Here is a 14,835-nt window from a genome sequence, read left to right as displayed (position 1 = left end):
GGCGTGCGCCGATGGATCGCAAGCAGCCGAAGCTGACGACTCGACAGCAGGGCCACCTCGTCAAGGAACACCGCGGCGGCGAGCACACCATCGCCGACCTCGCCGACCTCGCCGAACTCTTCTCCGTCTACCGGGCGACGGTGTACCGCGTGCTGGGACGCTCCCAGGACATGAACATGGAGGTGCGATGAACTCCCCGCTCTGGCCGGAGCCCTTGCGGCTGGGTGATCCGCGCCAGGCGGGGGCCTATCGGCTGGAGGGGCGGCTGGGCGGTGGCGGGATGGGGCAGGTGTTCCTAGGGCGCTCTCCCGGCGGCCGCCCGGTCGCGGTCAAGCTGGTGCGGCCCGACCTGGCCGACGATCCCGGGTTCCGGCGCCGGTTCGCCCTAGAGGCCGAGGCCGCCCGCCGGGTCGGAGGGTTCTACACCGCCCAACTGGTCGACGCTGACCCCGATGCCGACCCGCCGTGGCTGGTCACCGCCTACATTCCCGGCCCGTCCCTGCACCAGGCCGTCGAAGCGCACGGCCCGATGCCCGCGGAGGCGATCACCGTGTTGGGAGCGGGACTGGCCGAGGGGCTCGGCGCGATCCACGCCTGCGACCTGGTGCACCGCGACCTCAAGCCCTCCAACGTGATCCTTGCCGCCGACGGCCCCCGTGTCATCGACTTCGGCATCACCCGCGCAGTGGACGCCACCTCCCACACCCTCTCCCGCGCGGTGGTCGGCACCCCGTCGTTCATGTCCCCGGAACAGGCACGAGGCCGCGAGATCGGCCCACCCAGCGACGTGTTCTCCCTCGGACTTGTCCTGGCGTTCACCGCCACCGGCCGCAGCCCGTTCGGCACAGGACAGGCCGAGGCGATCGTCTACCGCATAGCCCACGACGAACCCGACCTGACCGGCCTGACCGCCCACCTGACGGACCTGGTGAAGCGTTGCCTGGCCAAGGATCCCGGCGACCGCCCCAGCGTGGCCGACATCCTCAAGGAACTCACCGACCCCACCCAGACAACCACCCAATGGCTCCCGCCGCCGTTCGCGACGATGATCGCCGAACGCCAAGTGCAGACCTCACCGGCCCCAGCACCTTTCCCCTCTTCTGATCCCGGCACCCACAAGGGCAGGACACGAGACGATCCCGACCACGGTCGAGCCCTGGACACACCCGGCGACACGGAGCAGCACCCGCATGAGCCGGGTCACCGGGCACCCAGCGGCTCCGACATGCTCACCAGCAGGCGCCGCCTGCCCCGGCGTCTGTTCCTGCTCGGCGGTCTGGCTGCGCTGGGCGCTGCGGCCGTCCCGATCGGCTGGAACTTCTGGTCCCACCGCAACCGGCTGACCGACAAGGATTCGTACACGGTGGCGTTCAGCCCCGACGGGCGCACCATCGCGGGAGGCAACATCCACGGCGACGGCTGGCTGTGGGCCACCGACTCGCACGAGGTGATCGCCGACTTCTCCTCCGAGAATTCCCCCAACAGCGCCATGGCCTTCACCCCGGATGGCTCCGCACTGGTGACAGCTGGGATGAAGGTGCCGCTGAGCTTCCGCAACCCCTCCACCGGGAAGGTGACACACTCGCTCTCCTCGCCGGTCGGGGGCGCCCAAACGATGGCGTTCAGCGCGGACGGCACCCAACTGGTCGTCGCGGGAAACATCCCGGTCGGCAACCTGGAAGCCCCTGAGATCTGTGTCGTGTGGGATGTCGCAGCCAAGGAGCAGAAACACAAGCTGCCGTTCGCCACGAAGGCCAGTTCCCAGGTGAACTCGGCGGCGTTCGTCGACGGCGGCGACTCGGTCCTGCTGGCAGGGGAGGACCTCACTGAAGCCGACGGAACGGACGGATTCTGGCGCTGGAACCTCGACAGCGGTGACCTGAAGCCAATCGGCCCCGACGGGTACGGCTCGGCGGTCGCCATAAGCCCGAACGGGAAGCAGTACGCGCTCGGCGGCGCCCACGGCTGCTCCCTGACATCTGGTCACGGAACCGGGCTGCACACCATCAGCAACGCGGAGGTCGATGCCCTCGCCTTCAGCCCGGATGGTGCCACCCTGGCAGTGGCCGACAAGGATGGTATCCGGCTATGGGACGCGGCGACCGGTCGGGCAAATGCGACCGTGACCGACCGCAGGGCTGCTGCACTAGCCTTCCATCCCGATGGAACCTTCCTGGTCTCAGGAGGTTGGTTCGTGGATGCCGAAGGCTGCTGGCTGTGGCCGGTTGAAGACACGTGACCCGGCTACGGAAGGTCGTCTGCGTCCGGGATCCACCGCGCCCGGATCTGTCGGGCGACGTCCAGCGCGGCCCGTCCTGCCACCTGGCCGGACTCGTCATCGGTGGTGTCCAGCGCGACGTAGATCGCGGCTTCGACGCTCTTCCACTGGCGCCGGGCGCGAGGTCGGGCATAGCGAAGGTGTAGGCGCCGAGGCGGGCGTGGACGACTGTCCCTTTCTCCCGTACGTGGTCTGCCCCCCCGATAGGTCCGTGAGGCCGCCGGTGGATCGCGGTCAGTCGGGCAGGTCGAAGACCTGGTCCAGGGCGGTCACCTTGAACAGGTGGCGCAGGTAGGACGTCAAGGCGACGATCCGCATGGTGGACCCGTTCCCATGGGCGGCGTTGTAGACGTTGATCAAAGCCGCCACCCCGGAGGAGTCGACGAATTCCAGACCGGCCAGGTCCAGCTCCAGGTGGCGCAGATCCGCCGAGAACAGCTCCCCGGCCAGGGTGAACAGCTCAGCGGCCGTGTCATAGTCCAGGTCACCGGTGAGCACCAGCAAGGTGGTGCCGACAACGGTGCTTCGCACCTCGGCTCGGAACGGGGTCTTGTCGAGCATCTATCGTCAGATCTCCAAATCGGCACCGGCATCGCGCGCCGCCTCGGTCCCCTGGGCCAGCAGGTGGCAGGCACGGGGGAAGTCTCGCAGCTCCGCATGGAAAAGGCGCAATCCTCCTTTCGCCGGCCCGACCGGCGCCCCGCGCACGGGCAGCACGCCGGCGGCCCAGTCGGCGAAGCCGGTGGACACCTCGACGTCGTCGACGTGGCGGGCCGCGGCCAGGTGATCGGCGTCGTCGGCGGCGGATGCCCACGTGCCCACGCCCGACAGCGGGCGTCCTGCGGGAACGCCGTCTTCCCGCAGCGGCGGCGCCAGGGCGACCGCGCCGAATTCGCCGGCCCGGCCGAGGTGCGGCGGGGAGAACCCCCCGGCGACCTGAAAGCCGGCGCTCGGCAGCCCGGTGGCGCTCATCGGCCCGGACCGGCCGGTACGGCGGCGCGCAGCGGCTCCGCGCCCGGCGTTCGCACAATGTCGCCGAAAATGTCGCCGAAAATGTCGCCGAAGCCGGCGGAACCGCCGCGCCCGGCGTCACGGGAGGGTCGCGCTGTGGTCATCACCCGGGCCTTCCGTTTCGGGTCGGACATGCCAGCCTAGCTTTTCGGTCACCCGCCCGACGGAGGCCAGCCTCCTCCGGGCGGGGCGTCGCGCACCGTTGCCCCACCGCCTCCTTGCCCCGCAGCGCACTCCTGACTCCCGCACCGGTCGTCGCTTCGCGGCTCCCACCGAGGGCGACCTCGCTTCTGGTAGCGGAACGCGAGCGGGCCGTGTGCACCGGGATGGATCATCTGGACTTCCCCCGGCTCGTGACCGGCATGTTATCGGCCCTACAAAGTAACCTAAATGTGACCAAACTCCCCTGAACTATACGCACTCCATACACGTCTCCTATTAGGGTTTTAATGGCGGTTTGCCGTAGTGGGGGAGAGGACTGTGCTAGAGATGAAGCGCCAGAGCAAGAGGACACCATTGGCGGGGCTGGCGGTGGCCGCAGCCGCCATACTGGCCACCTCCTGTTCCGGCGGATCGGCTGCGACGGGCCCCGCCCAGGGCGGCAGCGCCGGCGCCCCGACCACCCCGGCCGCACCGGTGATAAAGATCAGCCCCACCGAGGGCGGCGCACCCGTGCGCCCCAACAAGAAGGTCGTCGTCACCGCGGCGGGCGGCGCACTGGAACAGGTCACCGTGGAGAGCGGCGGCAAGCCACTGACCGGCACCTTCGACACGAAACGCACCAAATGGGTGTCGAAAACCCCGTTGAAGCCTTCCAGCGAGTACACCGTCTCAGCACGAGCGGTCGGCGGCACGACCGCCAGCAGCTCGTTCACGACGCTCAAGCCCGAGATCGAGCTCGAAGTGGCCGACGTCACCCCGGCCCTGAAAGGGGAGAAAATCGGTGTGGGGGCGCCGATCATCGTCACCTTCAACCAGCCGGTCACCCAGAAAGCCGCCGTGGAACAGGCCCTGGAGGTGACGTCGGAAAAACCCTCCGAGGGCGCGTGGCGGTGGATCAACGACACGACCGCGATCTACCGGACCGCCAAATACTGGCAACCCCACCAGAAGGTGACCTTCACCGCCCACCTCAGCGGCGTGCAGAGCGCCAAGGACACCTACGGGGTCAAAGACTTCACCAAGCGCATCCAGATCGGCGCCGCCCAGATCGCCACCGTCGACACCCGCAAGCACAAGATGATCGTCAAGCGGGACGGCAAGACCGTGAAAACCATGCTGATCAGCGCCGGCAACGCCAGCACCCGCGAATACACCACCACCAGCGGCGTGCACCTGGCCATGGGCAAGGCCAACCCCGAACGGATGATCTCCCCGGGCCGCAAGAAGGGCGACCCGGGCTACTACGACCTGATGATCAACCACGCGGTGCGCTTCTCCAACAGCGGCGAGTACGTCCACGCCCTCAACAACGTGTGGGCCCAAGGCCGCCAGAACGTCAGCCACGGCTGCATCAACTCCCGCCCCGACCAGGCCAAATGGTTCTACGACCAGGTCCAGCGCGGCGACGTCATCACCATCACCGGCACCAACCGGGAGATGGAGTGGAACAACGGCTGGGGCTTCTGGCAGATGTCGTTCAAACAGTGGAAGAAGGGCAGCGCCCTGGCCTGACCGGCCTGACCAGCCGGAAAACCACCCACCGCCCCACCGGCGGCGACCCGTGACGGGACCGGCACCGGTCCCGTCACAACAGCGTCAACTGCCGGTGGGCGGGCAACGCCAACGGCAGCGGCTGCTCCAGACGGGTGAGGCTCAGACCATAACGGGCGGCCAACTGCAGCACCTGGCCCGTGACAGCACGCACATAACCGGACTCGGCGTCGACCCCCCCGCCGTACAGCTCGCCGTAGCGGGCCACCAACGCCGGATGGTGCTCACCCAACCAGTCCAGATACCACTCCCGCGCCCCCGGCGGCAGACGCAACACCCGCGGGGTGAGACTCACCGCACCGGCGTCGGCGACACGGCGCACCGTGGCGGCGAGCTGATCGGGGGAGTCGGTCAGCAACGGCAGGATCGGCGCCATCGCCACCCCGCACGGCACACCGCGCTCGTTGAGCTCGGCCACCAGCTCTAAACGCTTTTGCGCACTCGGCGCGCCCGGCTCCACGGCACGCCGGACCCGGTCGTCGACGAAAGCGATCGAAACCACCACCCCCGCCCCCGGTGCGGCGGCCAGCACCTCGGCATCACGCAGAATCAACGTGCTCTTGGTATGCACGGTGAACGGCGCCCCCGCCTCACGCAGAGCCGACACCACCCCGGGCATCAACCGGTAGACCTCCTCGACCCCCTGATAACAGTCGCCGGCCATACCCACGCTCACCGGCTCACCGTCCCACCTGGCCACCAGATCGGCACGCAGCCGCCCCACGATGTTGGTGCGCACCACGATCCGCGAATCGAAGTCGGCGCCGGCGTCCAACCCCAGATAACGGTGCGCACGCCGTACCGCGCAATAGCGGCAGGCCTGGGCACAACCCCGGTAAGGGCTCACGTTCCACCCCTGGGCGGTACGCTCCAGCGCCCCACGGGCCTGCACCTCATAACAGGTCAGAGCCCCATGCACGCGGACCACCGCGGCCCGCTCGACCCGCGGGCGGACCCGCGGCGGCCCGGAAAGCAGGGAAGGCGCGTCCCATCGCATGCCGATCAGTGGAACACGCTTTCGACACCGATCGCAAGTAGAACCCGCAACGCCCGGCTGTCGTCTGCCCGCACTGAACATGCCGGTTCGGCACCTTACCCGGCAGCGGCCGTGAATCCCTCGTACGTGCTGCTTTCGGTGTTGCTCATGGCAGATTCCTCCTTGACCATCGTGTTCTGGCGATCGTGAAAAGGGACCTTGTGGCCCTGTGCTCAGGTCGGTGCCACTGAGTGCGCCGAGCGGGCGGTCGAACTCGCCCACCGCACCGGCGACCCGCTCGTCGAATCCGCCGCACTCGACGCGCTCACCGCCGCCCAGAGCTGGGCCGGTGACACGTCCGCCACCGCCGCCACGGCCCAGCGCCGAATCACGCTGCTCTCCTCCGCGCCGGACACTCCGCTCGGCACCCACGAACTGATCGACGCGCTTGGTATGGCCACCCAGACCAGCCTCGGCGCGGGAAACCTTCCGGGCGCCCACCGATGGGGGCGACAACTCGCCGACCATCCGTCGCTGGCCGAGGTCGGCCACCGTGCCACGAGCTGGCTGCTGGTCGCCGACGCGCTGGCGGGCAACGTCGACGAGGTGCTCACCGGCAGCACCCGCTTCCTCGACGCGTGGCAGCGGGCCGGCAGCCCGGCCAGTTCGGCGCTCGGCCCGGCGGCGGCCGCAGTGGCAATGATCCACGACTTCCGCGGCGACCACCACGCCGAACGCGAATGGCGGGCGGTCCTGGAACACCTCGGCGACTCACCAGAGCGCGCCTACGGCTACGGGGCGGTCTTCGACGCGATGAGGATGCTCCACCATGGGCAGGTCGGAAAAGCCCTGGAGCGGATGGCACCCGAGTCGGCCGAAGTGTGGAAATGGGTCACCTGGATCTGGCTCCACTAGTACGTAGCACTCCGCGCCGAGGCCACCGCGCTCGCCGAAAGCCCCGACGCTCGCGGCCGCCTGGCCGACGCCCGGACCATCACGGCCGGCAACCCGGTCGCCAGCGCCATCGTGGAGCGGGCCGAAGCACTGCTCGACAAAGACCAAAAGCGAGTGCTCGCCACCACGGACACGTTCGACGCCGCCGGCTGCCGCTACCAGTCGGCGCGGACCATGGTGCTCGCCGACAGCGACCACGCCGCCCGCGGCGCCGCCGCGCTCGCCGATCTCCGCCTCGCCCCGATGCCCCCGCTCTGACACCCGTGCCGGGCGGCCACCCCCGGCTACTGGAGCACCTCACCCGCTACATTAGTCACCTTTGATCGAGTTTCCGGGGGAGTGTCATGGCGTGGCTGATCTTGGCAGGCGCGATCATCGCCGAGGTACTGGCGACCACCGCACTGAAACTGAGCGACGGCTTCGCGCACAAAGGCTGGGCCCTGGTCGTCGTAGCCGGCTACGCCGCCGCGTTCCTCCTGCTCGCCCAGGCCCTGAAACTGCACCTGGAAGTGGGCACCGCCTACGCCGTATGGGCCGGCACCGGCACCGCCGTGATCGCCGCGATCGGAGTGCTGTTCCTCGGCGAGACCCTCACCCTGGCCAAGGTCGCCGGAATCGCGCTCATCATCGGCGGCGTGCTGGTGCTCAACCTGGCCGGTGGCACCCACTGAATCGCCACCGGGCCGCCACCGGGCCGCCAGCGCCCTGCCCGTCCACGACCGGTGGCGGCCGCAGTGGGGGAGCACCGCGAAAACGGGTGGTCCCGCCCCGCGTATCCTCCTAGCCTGTCCGCATGCTGAAACCTTCCTACCCGATCCGCACCCAGCGGCTCATCCTGCGCCCCTTCACCTTTGACGATCTCACCGGCCTGCACGCCATCCATTCGCTGCCCGAAGTGGCCCGCTACCTGTACTTGGAACCCCGCGACACCGAACAGGTCAGACAGGCCCTCGAAAAGAAGACCACCCAGACGGCGCTGGAAGAGGAAGGCCAGGCACTGGCCATGGCGGTGGAACTGGCGGCCACCGGCGAACTGATCGGTGACAGCACGCTGTTCTGGCACAACGCCCTGCACCGCAGCGGCGAGATCGGTTACGTATTCCACCCCGGCCACGGAGGCGAGGGCTACGCCACCGAAGCGGCCGAAGCCCTACTGGAACTGGCCTTCGACGGCCTCGACCTGCACCGCGTCACCGGCCGCCTGGACGGCCGCAACCACGCCTCAGCCCGGCTGCTGGAACGCCTGGGAATGCGCCGCGAAGCCCACCTGGTGGAAAACGAGATGGTCAAAGGCGAATGGACCGACGAGGTGATCTACGCCATCCTGCAGCGGGAATGGCGCACCCGCCACTGACCCCTGCCGCCTGACCCCACCGCTGGTACGCCGACGCCGCCCCGGGCGGCTCCTAACCCAAGGAGATGCGATGACCATCCTGCACCTGGCACTGGCCACCGACTGGGACGCCGCCCGCACAGCGGGGGAGTATCGCCTGTCCACCCTCGGCCGCACTCTCGAACAGGAGGGCTTCATCCATGCCTGCACCGACCACGGACAGCTCAACGGCGTCGTCCAGCGCTTCTACCTCGACGTCACCGACCCGCTCGTCCTGCTGACCATCGACCCCACCGGCCTGGACGTCCGCCTGGAAACCGGCGCCGACTCAGCCGAGCTCTTCCCGCACATCTACGGACCGCTCCCACTCGCCGCAGTCATCTCCGCAGACGCCTACACCCCCGCCTGAACCCCGCGCGCATGCCCGGGACCGGGCCGTTGCCCGGTGCCGGCCGCGAGGAACTCGCGAGGGCACCGGAGGCACCGGAGGCGCCGGGGGAGTCGGGGGAGTCGGGGGAGTCGGGGGAGTCGGCGGGGAGGAGTCGGGAGAGCGGGGGAGCCCATCACACCCCAGACCCTCACTGGCACAGTGTCCGCTGGATGCGCCGCGCGGCGAACGCCAGCCCCGCGACCGTCATCACCAGCAGATACGCCGCGTTCCCCAGCAGGCCCCAGCCCAGCTCACCCAGCGCCAGCCCCCGCACCAACTCCACCGCGTGATACAGCGGAGTCAGCCCCACCAGGATCTCCACCACCAGCGGATAGTCCTGCACCGGTGAGAACGTCCCCGAAAACAGGAACAACGCGAACTGCCCCGTGGTCAGCAGATCGAAATCCTGCCACCCCCGCATCAGCGTGCTGACCGCCATCCCGACCCCGCCGAACGCCAGCCCCACCAGCAACGTCGCGGGGAACGCCGCCAACGCCCACCCCACGCTCGTCAGGCCCAGCGCCACCATCACCACCAGGAACGCGCCGGTGTAGACGCAACTACGCACCATCGCCCAGGCCAGCTCACCCAGCGCGATCTCAAACGGCCGGACCGGCGTCGCCAGGATCGCGTCGAACGTCTTGGCGTACTTCATCTTGAAGAAGAAGTTGAACGTCGTCTCCGACAGCGCCCCCGACATCGCCGACACCGCCAGCATCGCCGGAGCCACGAACACCGCGTAGTCCACCACCCGGCCACCCGGCAACGTCAGGTCACCGACCAGCGCCCCCACACCCACACCGATCGACAGCAGATACAGCACCGGCTCGAAGAAACCCGACACCAGCACCAGCCAGTACGACGGGCCCGAACGCAACGCCCCCACATTACGGTTGACCACCGCGCCCACCCGGGAGGGAGAAAACCGGGCCGCCAGCATCGCAGAAACCATGCCCCTAATCCTGAAGTCGCTTACCGAAGGCGGCGTACGCCCACCACAACCCGGCCGCCGAACACACCAGCAGATACCCTCCATGCGTCCACACCGGCCACGGGGGAGCCACCCCCAGCGTCGCGGCCCGGCTCAACTCCACCCCGTGCCACAACGGCGAGACGTACGCCAGCGGACGCACCAGATCGGGCAGTTGCGCCACCGGGAAGAACACGCCGGCGAACAGCGTCGAGGGGATCATCACGAACCTGAACAGCAGCGCGAAGTAACTGTCGTGCTCGATGGTCGCCGCGAACGCCATCACCGGCGCCGCGGCCGACAACGTCACCAACGCCGCGACCACCGGTGTCAGCACCGCCCAGACCGAGTGCAACGCGCCGAACAACCCCGTGATCCCCAGGAACACGATCGCCGCGATCTCCACCCGGAACAACACATACAACAACCGGCCGACGACCATGTCGCCGATCCCGACAGGAGTGGCACGCATCGCGTGATACGACCGCACCCACTTGAAATCGCCCAGCACCGAATACGTCGACTCGCCGATCGCCGTCTGAAAGGCCGTCGAGGCCATCACCCCCGGCACGATCCACGCCAGGTAGTCCACCCCGCCGACCTCGCCGACATAGCCACCGACCCCGACCCCGATGCTGAGCAGGAACAGCACCGGCAAGACGAACGAGGAGAACACCGACGCCCGCCACAACCGCCGATACAGAACAAGGTGCCGCTCCAGCACCGCCACCGTCGGATGAGCCATCTCAATCCACCAACGTCCGGCCGGTCAGCTGCAGGAACACATCCTCCAACGACGAACGGCGCACCAGCACACTGGACGGAACAAGCCCCCGCCGGTGCACCTCCGTCACCGCCGCGTCACCGTCGTCGGCATACAGCAGAATCCGGTCCGGCAACGGATCAACCCGCCCGATCCCCTCAAGCTTGCCCGCATAATCCGCCTCGTCGGGAAAACGCAGCTCCACCACCTCAGGAGTGGAGTACGTCGTGATCAGCGACCGCGGCGACCCCTCCGCCACGATCCGCCCGCCGTCCATCACCACCAGCCGATCACACAACTGCTCGGCCTCGTCCATGTAATGCGTCGTCAACACCAACGTCGCGCCCCGCTGCTTGAGCCGGAACAACCGCTCCCACAGCAGATGCCGCGCCTGCGGATCCAATCCCGTCGTCGGCTCGTCCAGCAACACCAAATCCGGCTCGTTCACCATCGCCCGCGCGATCGTCAACCGCCGCTTCATCCCACCCGACAGCGGCTCCACCTGACTGTCGGCCTTCTCCCGCAACTGCGCGAAATCCAGCAACTCCGTGGCCCGCCGCTGCGCCTCCACCTTCGACAACCCGAAATAACGGGCGTAAGTCGTCAAATTCTCCCGGACGCTCAGATCCGGATCCAGATTGTCCAACTGCGGGCACACTCCCAGCCGCGCACGGATCCGCGACCCTTCCCGCTGCGGGTCCATACCCAGAATACGCAGCTCACCAGAGGTCGGCATCGACACACAACTGATCATGCGCATCGTCGAAGACTTACCCGCCCCATTGGGCCCCAGGAACCCGAACGCCTCGCCCGGCGCCACCTCCAGATCGATCCCGTCGACCGCGGTGAAGTCACCGAAACGTTTGATCAGCCCACGCGCGTAGATGAGAGGTTGTTCAGACACGCCCTGGACCGTAACAGAGGACTACGACAGTTCCGCAAAGGGTTATTTCCGCCTGGCCACCCTCCATCCGGCCACCCCGAACCGGACATATCACCCCGACCGGTCCTGCCGCACCACCACCGGAAACCCCGACCCGACCACACCGACCACCGGCCGCCCACGACCGCCCACGACCGCCCACCACTAAACTCCCGCGCCATGACCGAACCCCACGAGCCAACAATCCGCACCCTCGACTCCACCACCATCTACACCAACACCTGGCTCACCCTGAAAGAAGACCGCATCCAACGCCCCGACGGCACCCACGGCACCTACAGCTTCCTCGACAAAACCGACTTCGCCCTCGTCATCCCCATGGAGAACAACGGCTTCCACCTCGTCGAGGAATACCGCTACCCCATCGGCCGACGCACCTGGAGCTTCCCCCAAGGCGGCGTCCCCGACAGCCCCTCACCCCAAGCCACCGCCCACACCGAACTCGCCGAGGAAACCGGCCTCACCGCCACCCACCTCACCCACCTCGGCCACCTCGACAACGCCCACGGCATCACCACCCAGCGCTTCGACGTCTTCCTCGCCACCGGCCTCACCCCCGGCACCCCCCACCGCGAACACACCGAACAAGACATGCGCCAGAACTGGTTCCCCCGCACCCAACTAGAACAAATGATCACCAATGGCACCATCACCGACAGCTGCTCCATAGCCGCCTACACCCTGCTCCTCCTCAACCCACCCCAACGACCCCCCACAACCAGGGACACCGGCAAGAAACGTGTCACCTGAAATCCACCAAAAAAACATCCCGGCAAGACGTCGAAAACCCGCACCCGGCTTCGTCCCCGAAGCGAACACACCCACAGTGGGCCGTACCGCACCAAGGAGAACACGATGGCCAAATACCTGCTGCTCAAGCACTACCGGGGCGCACCGGCATCGGTCAACGACACGCCGATGGACCAATGGACACCAGAGGAACTTTCGGCCCACGTGCAGTACATGCAGGACTTCGCCGCCCGACTCGAAGACACCGGCGAGTTCGTCGACAGTCAGGCACTCTCCCCACAAGGCACCTTCGTCCGCTACGACGGCGAAGGACGGCCACCGATCACCGACGGCCCGTTCGCAGAGACCAAAGACCTGATCGCCGGCTGGATGGTGATCGACGTCGAAACCCACGAGCGGGCACTCGAACTGGCCGGCGAGTTGTCCGCGGCACCCGGTGCAGGCGGCAAGCCGATCCACGAATGGCTCGAAGTACGCCCGTTCCTGGTCGAGCAGCCAACGGTGATCGAGTGAACGAGTCACTGCTGCAGGAACTGACACCCATAGTGATCGGCGTCCTCGTCCGTCGCGGAGCCGACTTCGCCACGGCCGAGGACGCCGTACAGGACGCCCTGCTCGAAGCCGTACACGTATGGCCGGACGACCCACCGCGAAACCCCAAGGGCTGGCTGATCACCGTGGCCTGGCGAAAATTCCTCGACACCACCCGCGCCGAAACCTCCCGACGGCACCGCGAAACACGCCTCGAAAGCGAGCCCACACCCGGCCCGGGCGAGGCGGCCGACGACACACTCCAGCTGTACTTCCTGTGCGCACACCCGTCCCTGACACCGGCTTCGGCCGTCGCACTCACGCTACGCGCGGTCGGCGGCCTGACCACCCGTCAGATCGCACACGCCTACCTCGTGCCGGAGCCGACCATGGCCCAGCGGATCAGCAGAGCCAAACGGACCGTCTCCGGCATCCGCTTCAACCAGCCCGGTGACGTCACCACCGTGCTGCGCGTGCTCTACCTGGTCTTCAACGAGGGCTACACCGGCGACATCGACCTCGCCGGCGAAGCGATCCGGCTCACCCGCCAACTGGCCACCAAGACCAACCATGAAGAGGCCGCAGGCCTGCTCGCACTCATGCTGCTCCACCACGCACGACGCCCGGCACGAACCGGCCCCGACGGCAGGCTCATACCTCTCACCGAACAAGACCGCAGCCGGTGGAACACCCGCCTGATCACCGAAGGCGTCGACGTGCTCCAGACCGCCCTCACCCGCGACCGCCTGGGCGAGTTCCAGGCCCAGGCCGCCATCGCCGCACTCCACGCCGACGCCCGGACGGCCGAAGAGACCGACTGGGTGCAGATCGTCGAATGGTACGACGAACTGGTGCGCCTCACCGACAGCCCGGTGGCCCGCCTCAACCGGGCCGTCGCCGTCGGCGAAGCCAACGGCCCGCAGGCCGGCCTGGCCGCCCTGACGGAGCTCGACCCCGCCCTGCCCCGCCACCCCGCCGTCGCGGCGTACCTGCACGAGCGTGACGGCGACCCGGTGACCGCAGCACGCCTCTACACCGAAGCCGCCCGACAGGCACCCAGCCTCCCCGAACGCGACCACCTCACCCGACAGGCCGCCCGGCTCAACGCCCAACTGCGCAACTGAGCAGCGAGCGCCAGGCATCCACCGACACCCTGCAGCACAACGGCAACCGGTGACACGTTCCCACCGGCTCCCCAACCACCACCGAAAAACACACCCTCCCGCACCGCCACCCCCGGCGTTACGCTCACCCCATGTCGAACCCGATCATCATCCTCCTGCTGACGGTGATCCTCACAGCAGCGATCATCGGCCTCATCGTGCTCACCGTACGAATCACCCAACGCCCCCGCAACGCCCTCATCCGCGGCGGCATCAGCCCCGAACTCATCGAACAGATCCTCCAACTCAAAGCCGCCGACCAACTCGACCAAGCCATCTTCCTCGTACGCGGCGAAACCGGCATGAGCCACCGCGCCGCCACCCGCTTCGTCAGAAAAACACGCCCACCCCGGCACTAACTCCACCGCACTGACCTGCGCATCCATGGATGGCCCAGCTCCAACCCGGGTAGGTGATCACACGCACCACCGGACCGGAGAACAGCGAGGACCCCATGAGCGAACACGAACGCTCCCGCACCATGCCCGCACCACCCCAACTCGTCTTCGACCAAGCCCGCGACCTCGACCGACTCGACCACTGGCTCCCACAAGACCTCCACGTACGACCCGACATCATGCCCGCCGTAACCGTCCACGAAGACAACACCGGCCAAGACGCCCGCGCTCTCATGCAAGCCGACCCCGACCAACTCCGCATCGAATGGGGGACCCGCGACACCGGCCGCTACGCCGGCTGGCTCCAAGTCGCCGACAGCGGCACCGGAGCAAGCGAAGTCACCATCCACCTCTCCTTCTTCGACAACGACCACACCCCACCCGACGACGAGATCGACCACACCCTAGAAGAAAGCCTCACCCGCCTCGCCGAAGAAGTACGGCTACGCACCGACAACTGACACCGGTGACCGGAAGACACCGCTGTCCAAGGGCCGGACAGGGAGAAGAGCAAACTGACCGATCCCCAGTCGAAAGCGATCCTTCTCCCGCGAAACCGACGAAGCGCGGATCAGCGGAAACGGGGGAGAAGGCGCACCTCGTCAAGGCCGGACATGAGGAG

General features: G+C 67.8%; 20 protein-coding genes. 14 read left to right on the top strand and 6 right to left on the bottom strand.

Annotation, left to right across the window (positions count from 1 at the left end; genetic code table 11):
- Positions 1-11: 11 nt before the first annotated feature.
- Genes OHA77_RS39470 through OHA77_RS39460 form a run of 3 tightly spaced genes read left to right on the top strand, consistent with a single transcriptional unit; the run spans position 12 to position 2,424 of the window.
- Complete coding sequence (locus tag OHA77_RS39470) at positions 12-191, top strand: hypothetical protein (RefSeq protein WP_406314437.1); 180 nt, start codon at positions 12-14, stop codon at positions 189-191.
- Positions 188-2,239, top strand: a complete 2,052-nt coding sequence (locus OHA77_RS39465; protein WP_406314435.1) for a WD40 repeat domain-containing serine/threonine protein kinase — start codon at positions 188-190, stop codon at positions 2,237-2,239. Before OHA77_RS39470 ends, OHA77_RS39465 begins: the two co-directional genes overlap by 4 nt.
- Complete coding sequence (locus tag OHA77_RS39460; protein WP_406314434.1) at positions 2,236-2,424, top strand: hypothetical protein; 189 nt, start codon at positions 2,236-2,238, stop codon at positions 2,422-2,424. The genes OHA77_RS39465 and OHA77_RS39460 overlap by 4 nt, the downstream gene beginning before the upstream one ends.
- Before the next feature lie 88 nt (positions 2,425-2,512).
- Here OHA77_RS39460 and OHA77_RS39455 read toward each other — a convergent pair whose 3' ends face one another.
- Both OHA77_RS39455 and OHA77_RS39450 read right to left on the bottom strand, forming a co-directional pair.
- On the bottom strand, positions 2,513-2,839 hold the full coding sequence (locus OHA77_RS39455) for an STAS domain-containing protein (RefSeq protein WP_406314432.1): 327 nt from the start codon (positions 2,837-2,839) through the stop codon (positions 2,513-2,515).
- A gap of 6 nt (positions 2,840-2,845) precedes the next feature.
- On the bottom strand, positions 2,846-3,250 hold the full coding sequence (locus OHA77_RS39450; RefSeq protein ID WP_406314430.1) for a hypothetical protein: 405 nt from the start codon (positions 3,248-3,250) through the stop codon (positions 2,846-2,848).
- Positions 3,251-3,778: 528 nt separating this feature from the next.
- Between OHA77_RS39450 and OHA77_RS39445 the strand changes: the two genes are divergently transcribed.
- A complete protein-coding gene (locus tag OHA77_RS39445; RefSeq protein WP_406314428.1) occupies positions 3,779-4,963 on the top strand; it encodes an Ig-like domain-containing protein in 1,185 nt (394 codons plus the stop codon).
- Between the two features lie 73 nt (positions 4,964-5,036).
- Here OHA77_RS39445 and OHA77_RS39440 read toward each other — a convergent pair whose 3' ends face one another.
- On the bottom strand, positions 5,037-5,921 hold the full coding sequence (locus tag OHA77_RS39440) for a radical SAM protein (RefSeq protein ID WP_326822750.1): 885 nt from the start codon (positions 5,919-5,921) through the stop codon (positions 5,037-5,039).
- Between the two features lie 276 nt (positions 5,922-6,197).
- Here OHA77_RS39440 and OHA77_RS39435 point away from each other — a divergent pair, with 276 nt between their 5' ends.
- The 5 genes from OHA77_RS39435 to OHA77_RS39415 all read left to right on the top strand — a co-directional run bounded on the left by OHA77_RS39435 (position 6,198) and on the right by OHA77_RS39415 (position 8,674).
- On the top strand, positions 6,198-6,893 hold the full coding sequence (locus OHA77_RS39435; RefSeq protein WP_406314425.1) for a hypothetical protein: 696 nt from the start codon (positions 6,198-6,200) through the stop codon (positions 6,891-6,893).
- Between the two features lie 153 nt (positions 6,894-7,046).
- Positions 7,047-7,190, top strand: coding sequence for a hypothetical protein (locus OHA77_RS39430; protein ID WP_406314423.1), 144 nt, complete (start codon positions 7,047-7,049; stop codon positions 7,188-7,190).
- 86 nt (positions 7,191-7,276) lie between these two features.
- The gene (locus OHA77_RS39425; protein WP_406314422.1) at positions 7,277-7,603 is read left to right on the top strand and encodes a DMT family transporter; all 327 of its coding nucleotides are present in this window, start codon (positions 7,277-7,279) and stop codon (positions 7,601-7,603) included.
- A gap of 122 nt (positions 7,604-7,725) precedes the next feature.
- The gene (locus tag OHA77_RS39420; protein ID WP_406314420.1) at positions 7,726-8,286 is read left to right on the top strand and encodes a GNAT family N-acetyltransferase; all 561 of its coding nucleotides are present in this window, start codon (positions 7,726-7,728) and stop codon (positions 8,284-8,286) included.
- A gap of 70 nt (positions 8,287-8,356) precedes the next feature.
- Positions 8,357-8,674, top strand: coding sequence for a DUF952 domain-containing protein (locus OHA77_RS39415; RefSeq protein WP_406314419.1), 318 nt, complete (start codon positions 8,357-8,359; stop codon positions 8,672-8,674).
- 169 nt (positions 8,675-8,843) lie between these two features.
- Here the strand turns inward: OHA77_RS39415 and OHA77_RS39410 are convergent, their stop codons facing one another.
- The 3 genes from OHA77_RS39410 to OHA77_RS39400 are packed head-to-tail and all read right to left on the bottom strand — an operon-like array spanning position 8,844 to position 11,332.
- The gene (locus tag OHA77_RS39410; RefSeq protein WP_406314417.1) at positions 8,844-9,647 is read right to left on the bottom strand and encodes an ABC transporter permease; all 804 of its coding nucleotides are present in this window, start codon (positions 9,645-9,647) and stop codon (positions 8,844-8,846) included.
- A gap of 4 nt (positions 9,648-9,651) precedes the next feature.
- Complete coding sequence (locus OHA77_RS39405; protein WP_406314415.1) at positions 9,652-10,395, bottom strand: ABC transporter permease; 744 nt, start codon at positions 10,393-10,395, stop codon at positions 9,652-9,654.
- A 16-nt stretch (positions 10,396-10,411) separates the two neighbouring features.
- On the bottom strand, positions 10,412-11,332 hold the full coding sequence (locus OHA77_RS39400; protein WP_326822742.1) for an ATP-binding cassette domain-containing protein: 921 nt from the start codon (positions 11,330-11,332) through the stop codon (positions 10,412-10,414).
- 198 nt (positions 11,333-11,530) lie between these two features.
- Here OHA77_RS39400 and OHA77_RS39395 point away from each other — a divergent pair, with 198 nt between their 5' ends.
- The 5 genes from OHA77_RS39395 to OHA77_RS39375 all read left to right on the top strand — a co-directional run bounded on the left by OHA77_RS39395 (position 11,531) and on the right by OHA77_RS39375 (position 14,674).
- A complete protein-coding gene (locus tag OHA77_RS39395) occupies positions 11,531-12,121 on the top strand; it encodes an NUDIX domain-containing protein (RefSeq protein ID WP_406314413.1) in 591 nt (196 codons plus the stop codon).
- Positions 12,122-12,226: 105 nt separating this feature from the next.
- Positions 12,227-12,634 (top strand): YciI family protein, encoded by a 408-nt coding sequence (locus OHA77_RS39390; protein WP_406314411.1) that lies wholly within the window; start codon positions 12,227-12,229, stop codon positions 12,632-12,634.
- Positions 12,631-13,776, top strand: a complete 1,146-nt coding sequence (locus OHA77_RS39385; protein ID WP_406314409.1) for an RNA polymerase sigma factor — start codon at positions 12,631-12,633, stop codon at positions 13,774-13,776. The genes OHA77_RS39390 and OHA77_RS39385 overlap by 4 nt, the downstream gene beginning before the upstream one ends.
- 131 nt (positions 13,777-13,907) lie before the next feature.
- Positions 13,908-14,174, top strand: coding sequence for a hypothetical protein (locus OHA77_RS39380; protein ID WP_326822736.1), 267 nt, complete (start codon positions 13,908-13,910; stop codon positions 14,172-14,174).
- 53 nt (positions 14,175-14,227) lie between these two features.
- On the top strand, positions 14,228-14,674 hold the full coding sequence (locus OHA77_RS39375; RefSeq protein ID WP_326822735.1) for an SRPBCC family protein: 447 nt from the start codon (positions 14,228-14,230) through the stop codon (positions 14,672-14,674).
- The last annotated feature ends 161 nt before the right edge of the window (positions 14,675-14,835 follow it).

The organism is Streptosporangium sp. NBC_01639, from assembly GCF_045209755.1.
In the GTDB taxonomy this organism is placed as follows: domain Bacteria; phylum Actinomycetota; class Actinomycetes; order Streptosporangiales; family Streptosporangiaceae; genus Streptosporangium.
Note: the sequence above shows the minus strand (reverse complement) of the source record. Positions and strands in the feature narration are given on the sequence as shown.

Bases quoted from the DNA above. Each gene is read 5' to 3' on its own strand.
- OHA77_RS39470 (WP_406314437.1), top strand. From the start codon at position 12: ATGGATCGCAAGCAGCCGAAGCTGACGACTCGACAGCAGGGCCACCTC.
- OHA77_RS39465 (WP_406314435.1), top strand. From the start codon at position 188: ATGAACTCCCCGCTCTGGCCGGAGCCCTTGCGGCTGGGTGATCCGCGC.
- OHA77_RS39455 (WP_406314432.1), bottom strand. From the start codon at position 2,839: ATGCTCGACAAGACCCCGTTCCGAGCCGAGGTGCGAAGCACCGTTGTC.
- OHA77_RS39450 (WP_406314430.1), bottom strand. From the start codon at position 3,250: ATGAGCGCCACCGGGCTGCCGAGCGCCGGCTTTCAGGTCGCCGGGGGG.
- OHA77_RS39445 (WP_406314428.1), top strand. From the start codon at position 3,779: ATGAAGCGCCAGAGCAAGAGGACACCATTGGCGGGGCTGGCGGTGGCC.
- OHA77_RS39425 (WP_406314422.1), top strand. From the start codon at position 7,277: ATGGCGTGGCTGATCTTGGCAGGCGCGATCATCGCCGAGGTACTGGCG.
- OHA77_RS39420 (WP_406314420.1), top strand. From the start codon at position 7,726: ATGCTGAAACCTTCCTACCCGATCCGCACCCAGCGGCTCATCCTGCGC.
- OHA77_RS39415 (WP_406314419.1), top strand. From the start codon at position 8,357: ATGACCATCCTGCACCTGGCACTGGCCACCGACTGGGACGCCGCCCGC.
- OHA77_RS39410 (WP_406314417.1), bottom strand. From the start codon at position 9,647: ATGGTTTCTGCGATGCTGGCGGCCCGGTTTTCTCCCTCCCGGGTGGGC.
- OHA77_RS39395 (WP_406314413.1), top strand. From the start codon at position 11,531: ATGACCGAACCCCACGAGCCAACAATCCGCACCCTCGACTCCACCACC.
- OHA77_RS39390 (WP_406314411.1), top strand. From the start codon at position 12,227: ATGGCCAAATACCTGCTGCTCAAGCACTACCGGGGCGCACCGGCATCG.
- OHA77_RS39380 (WP_326822736.1), top strand. From the start codon at position 13,908: ATGTCGAACCCGATCATCATCCTCCTGCTGACGGTGATCCTCACAGCA.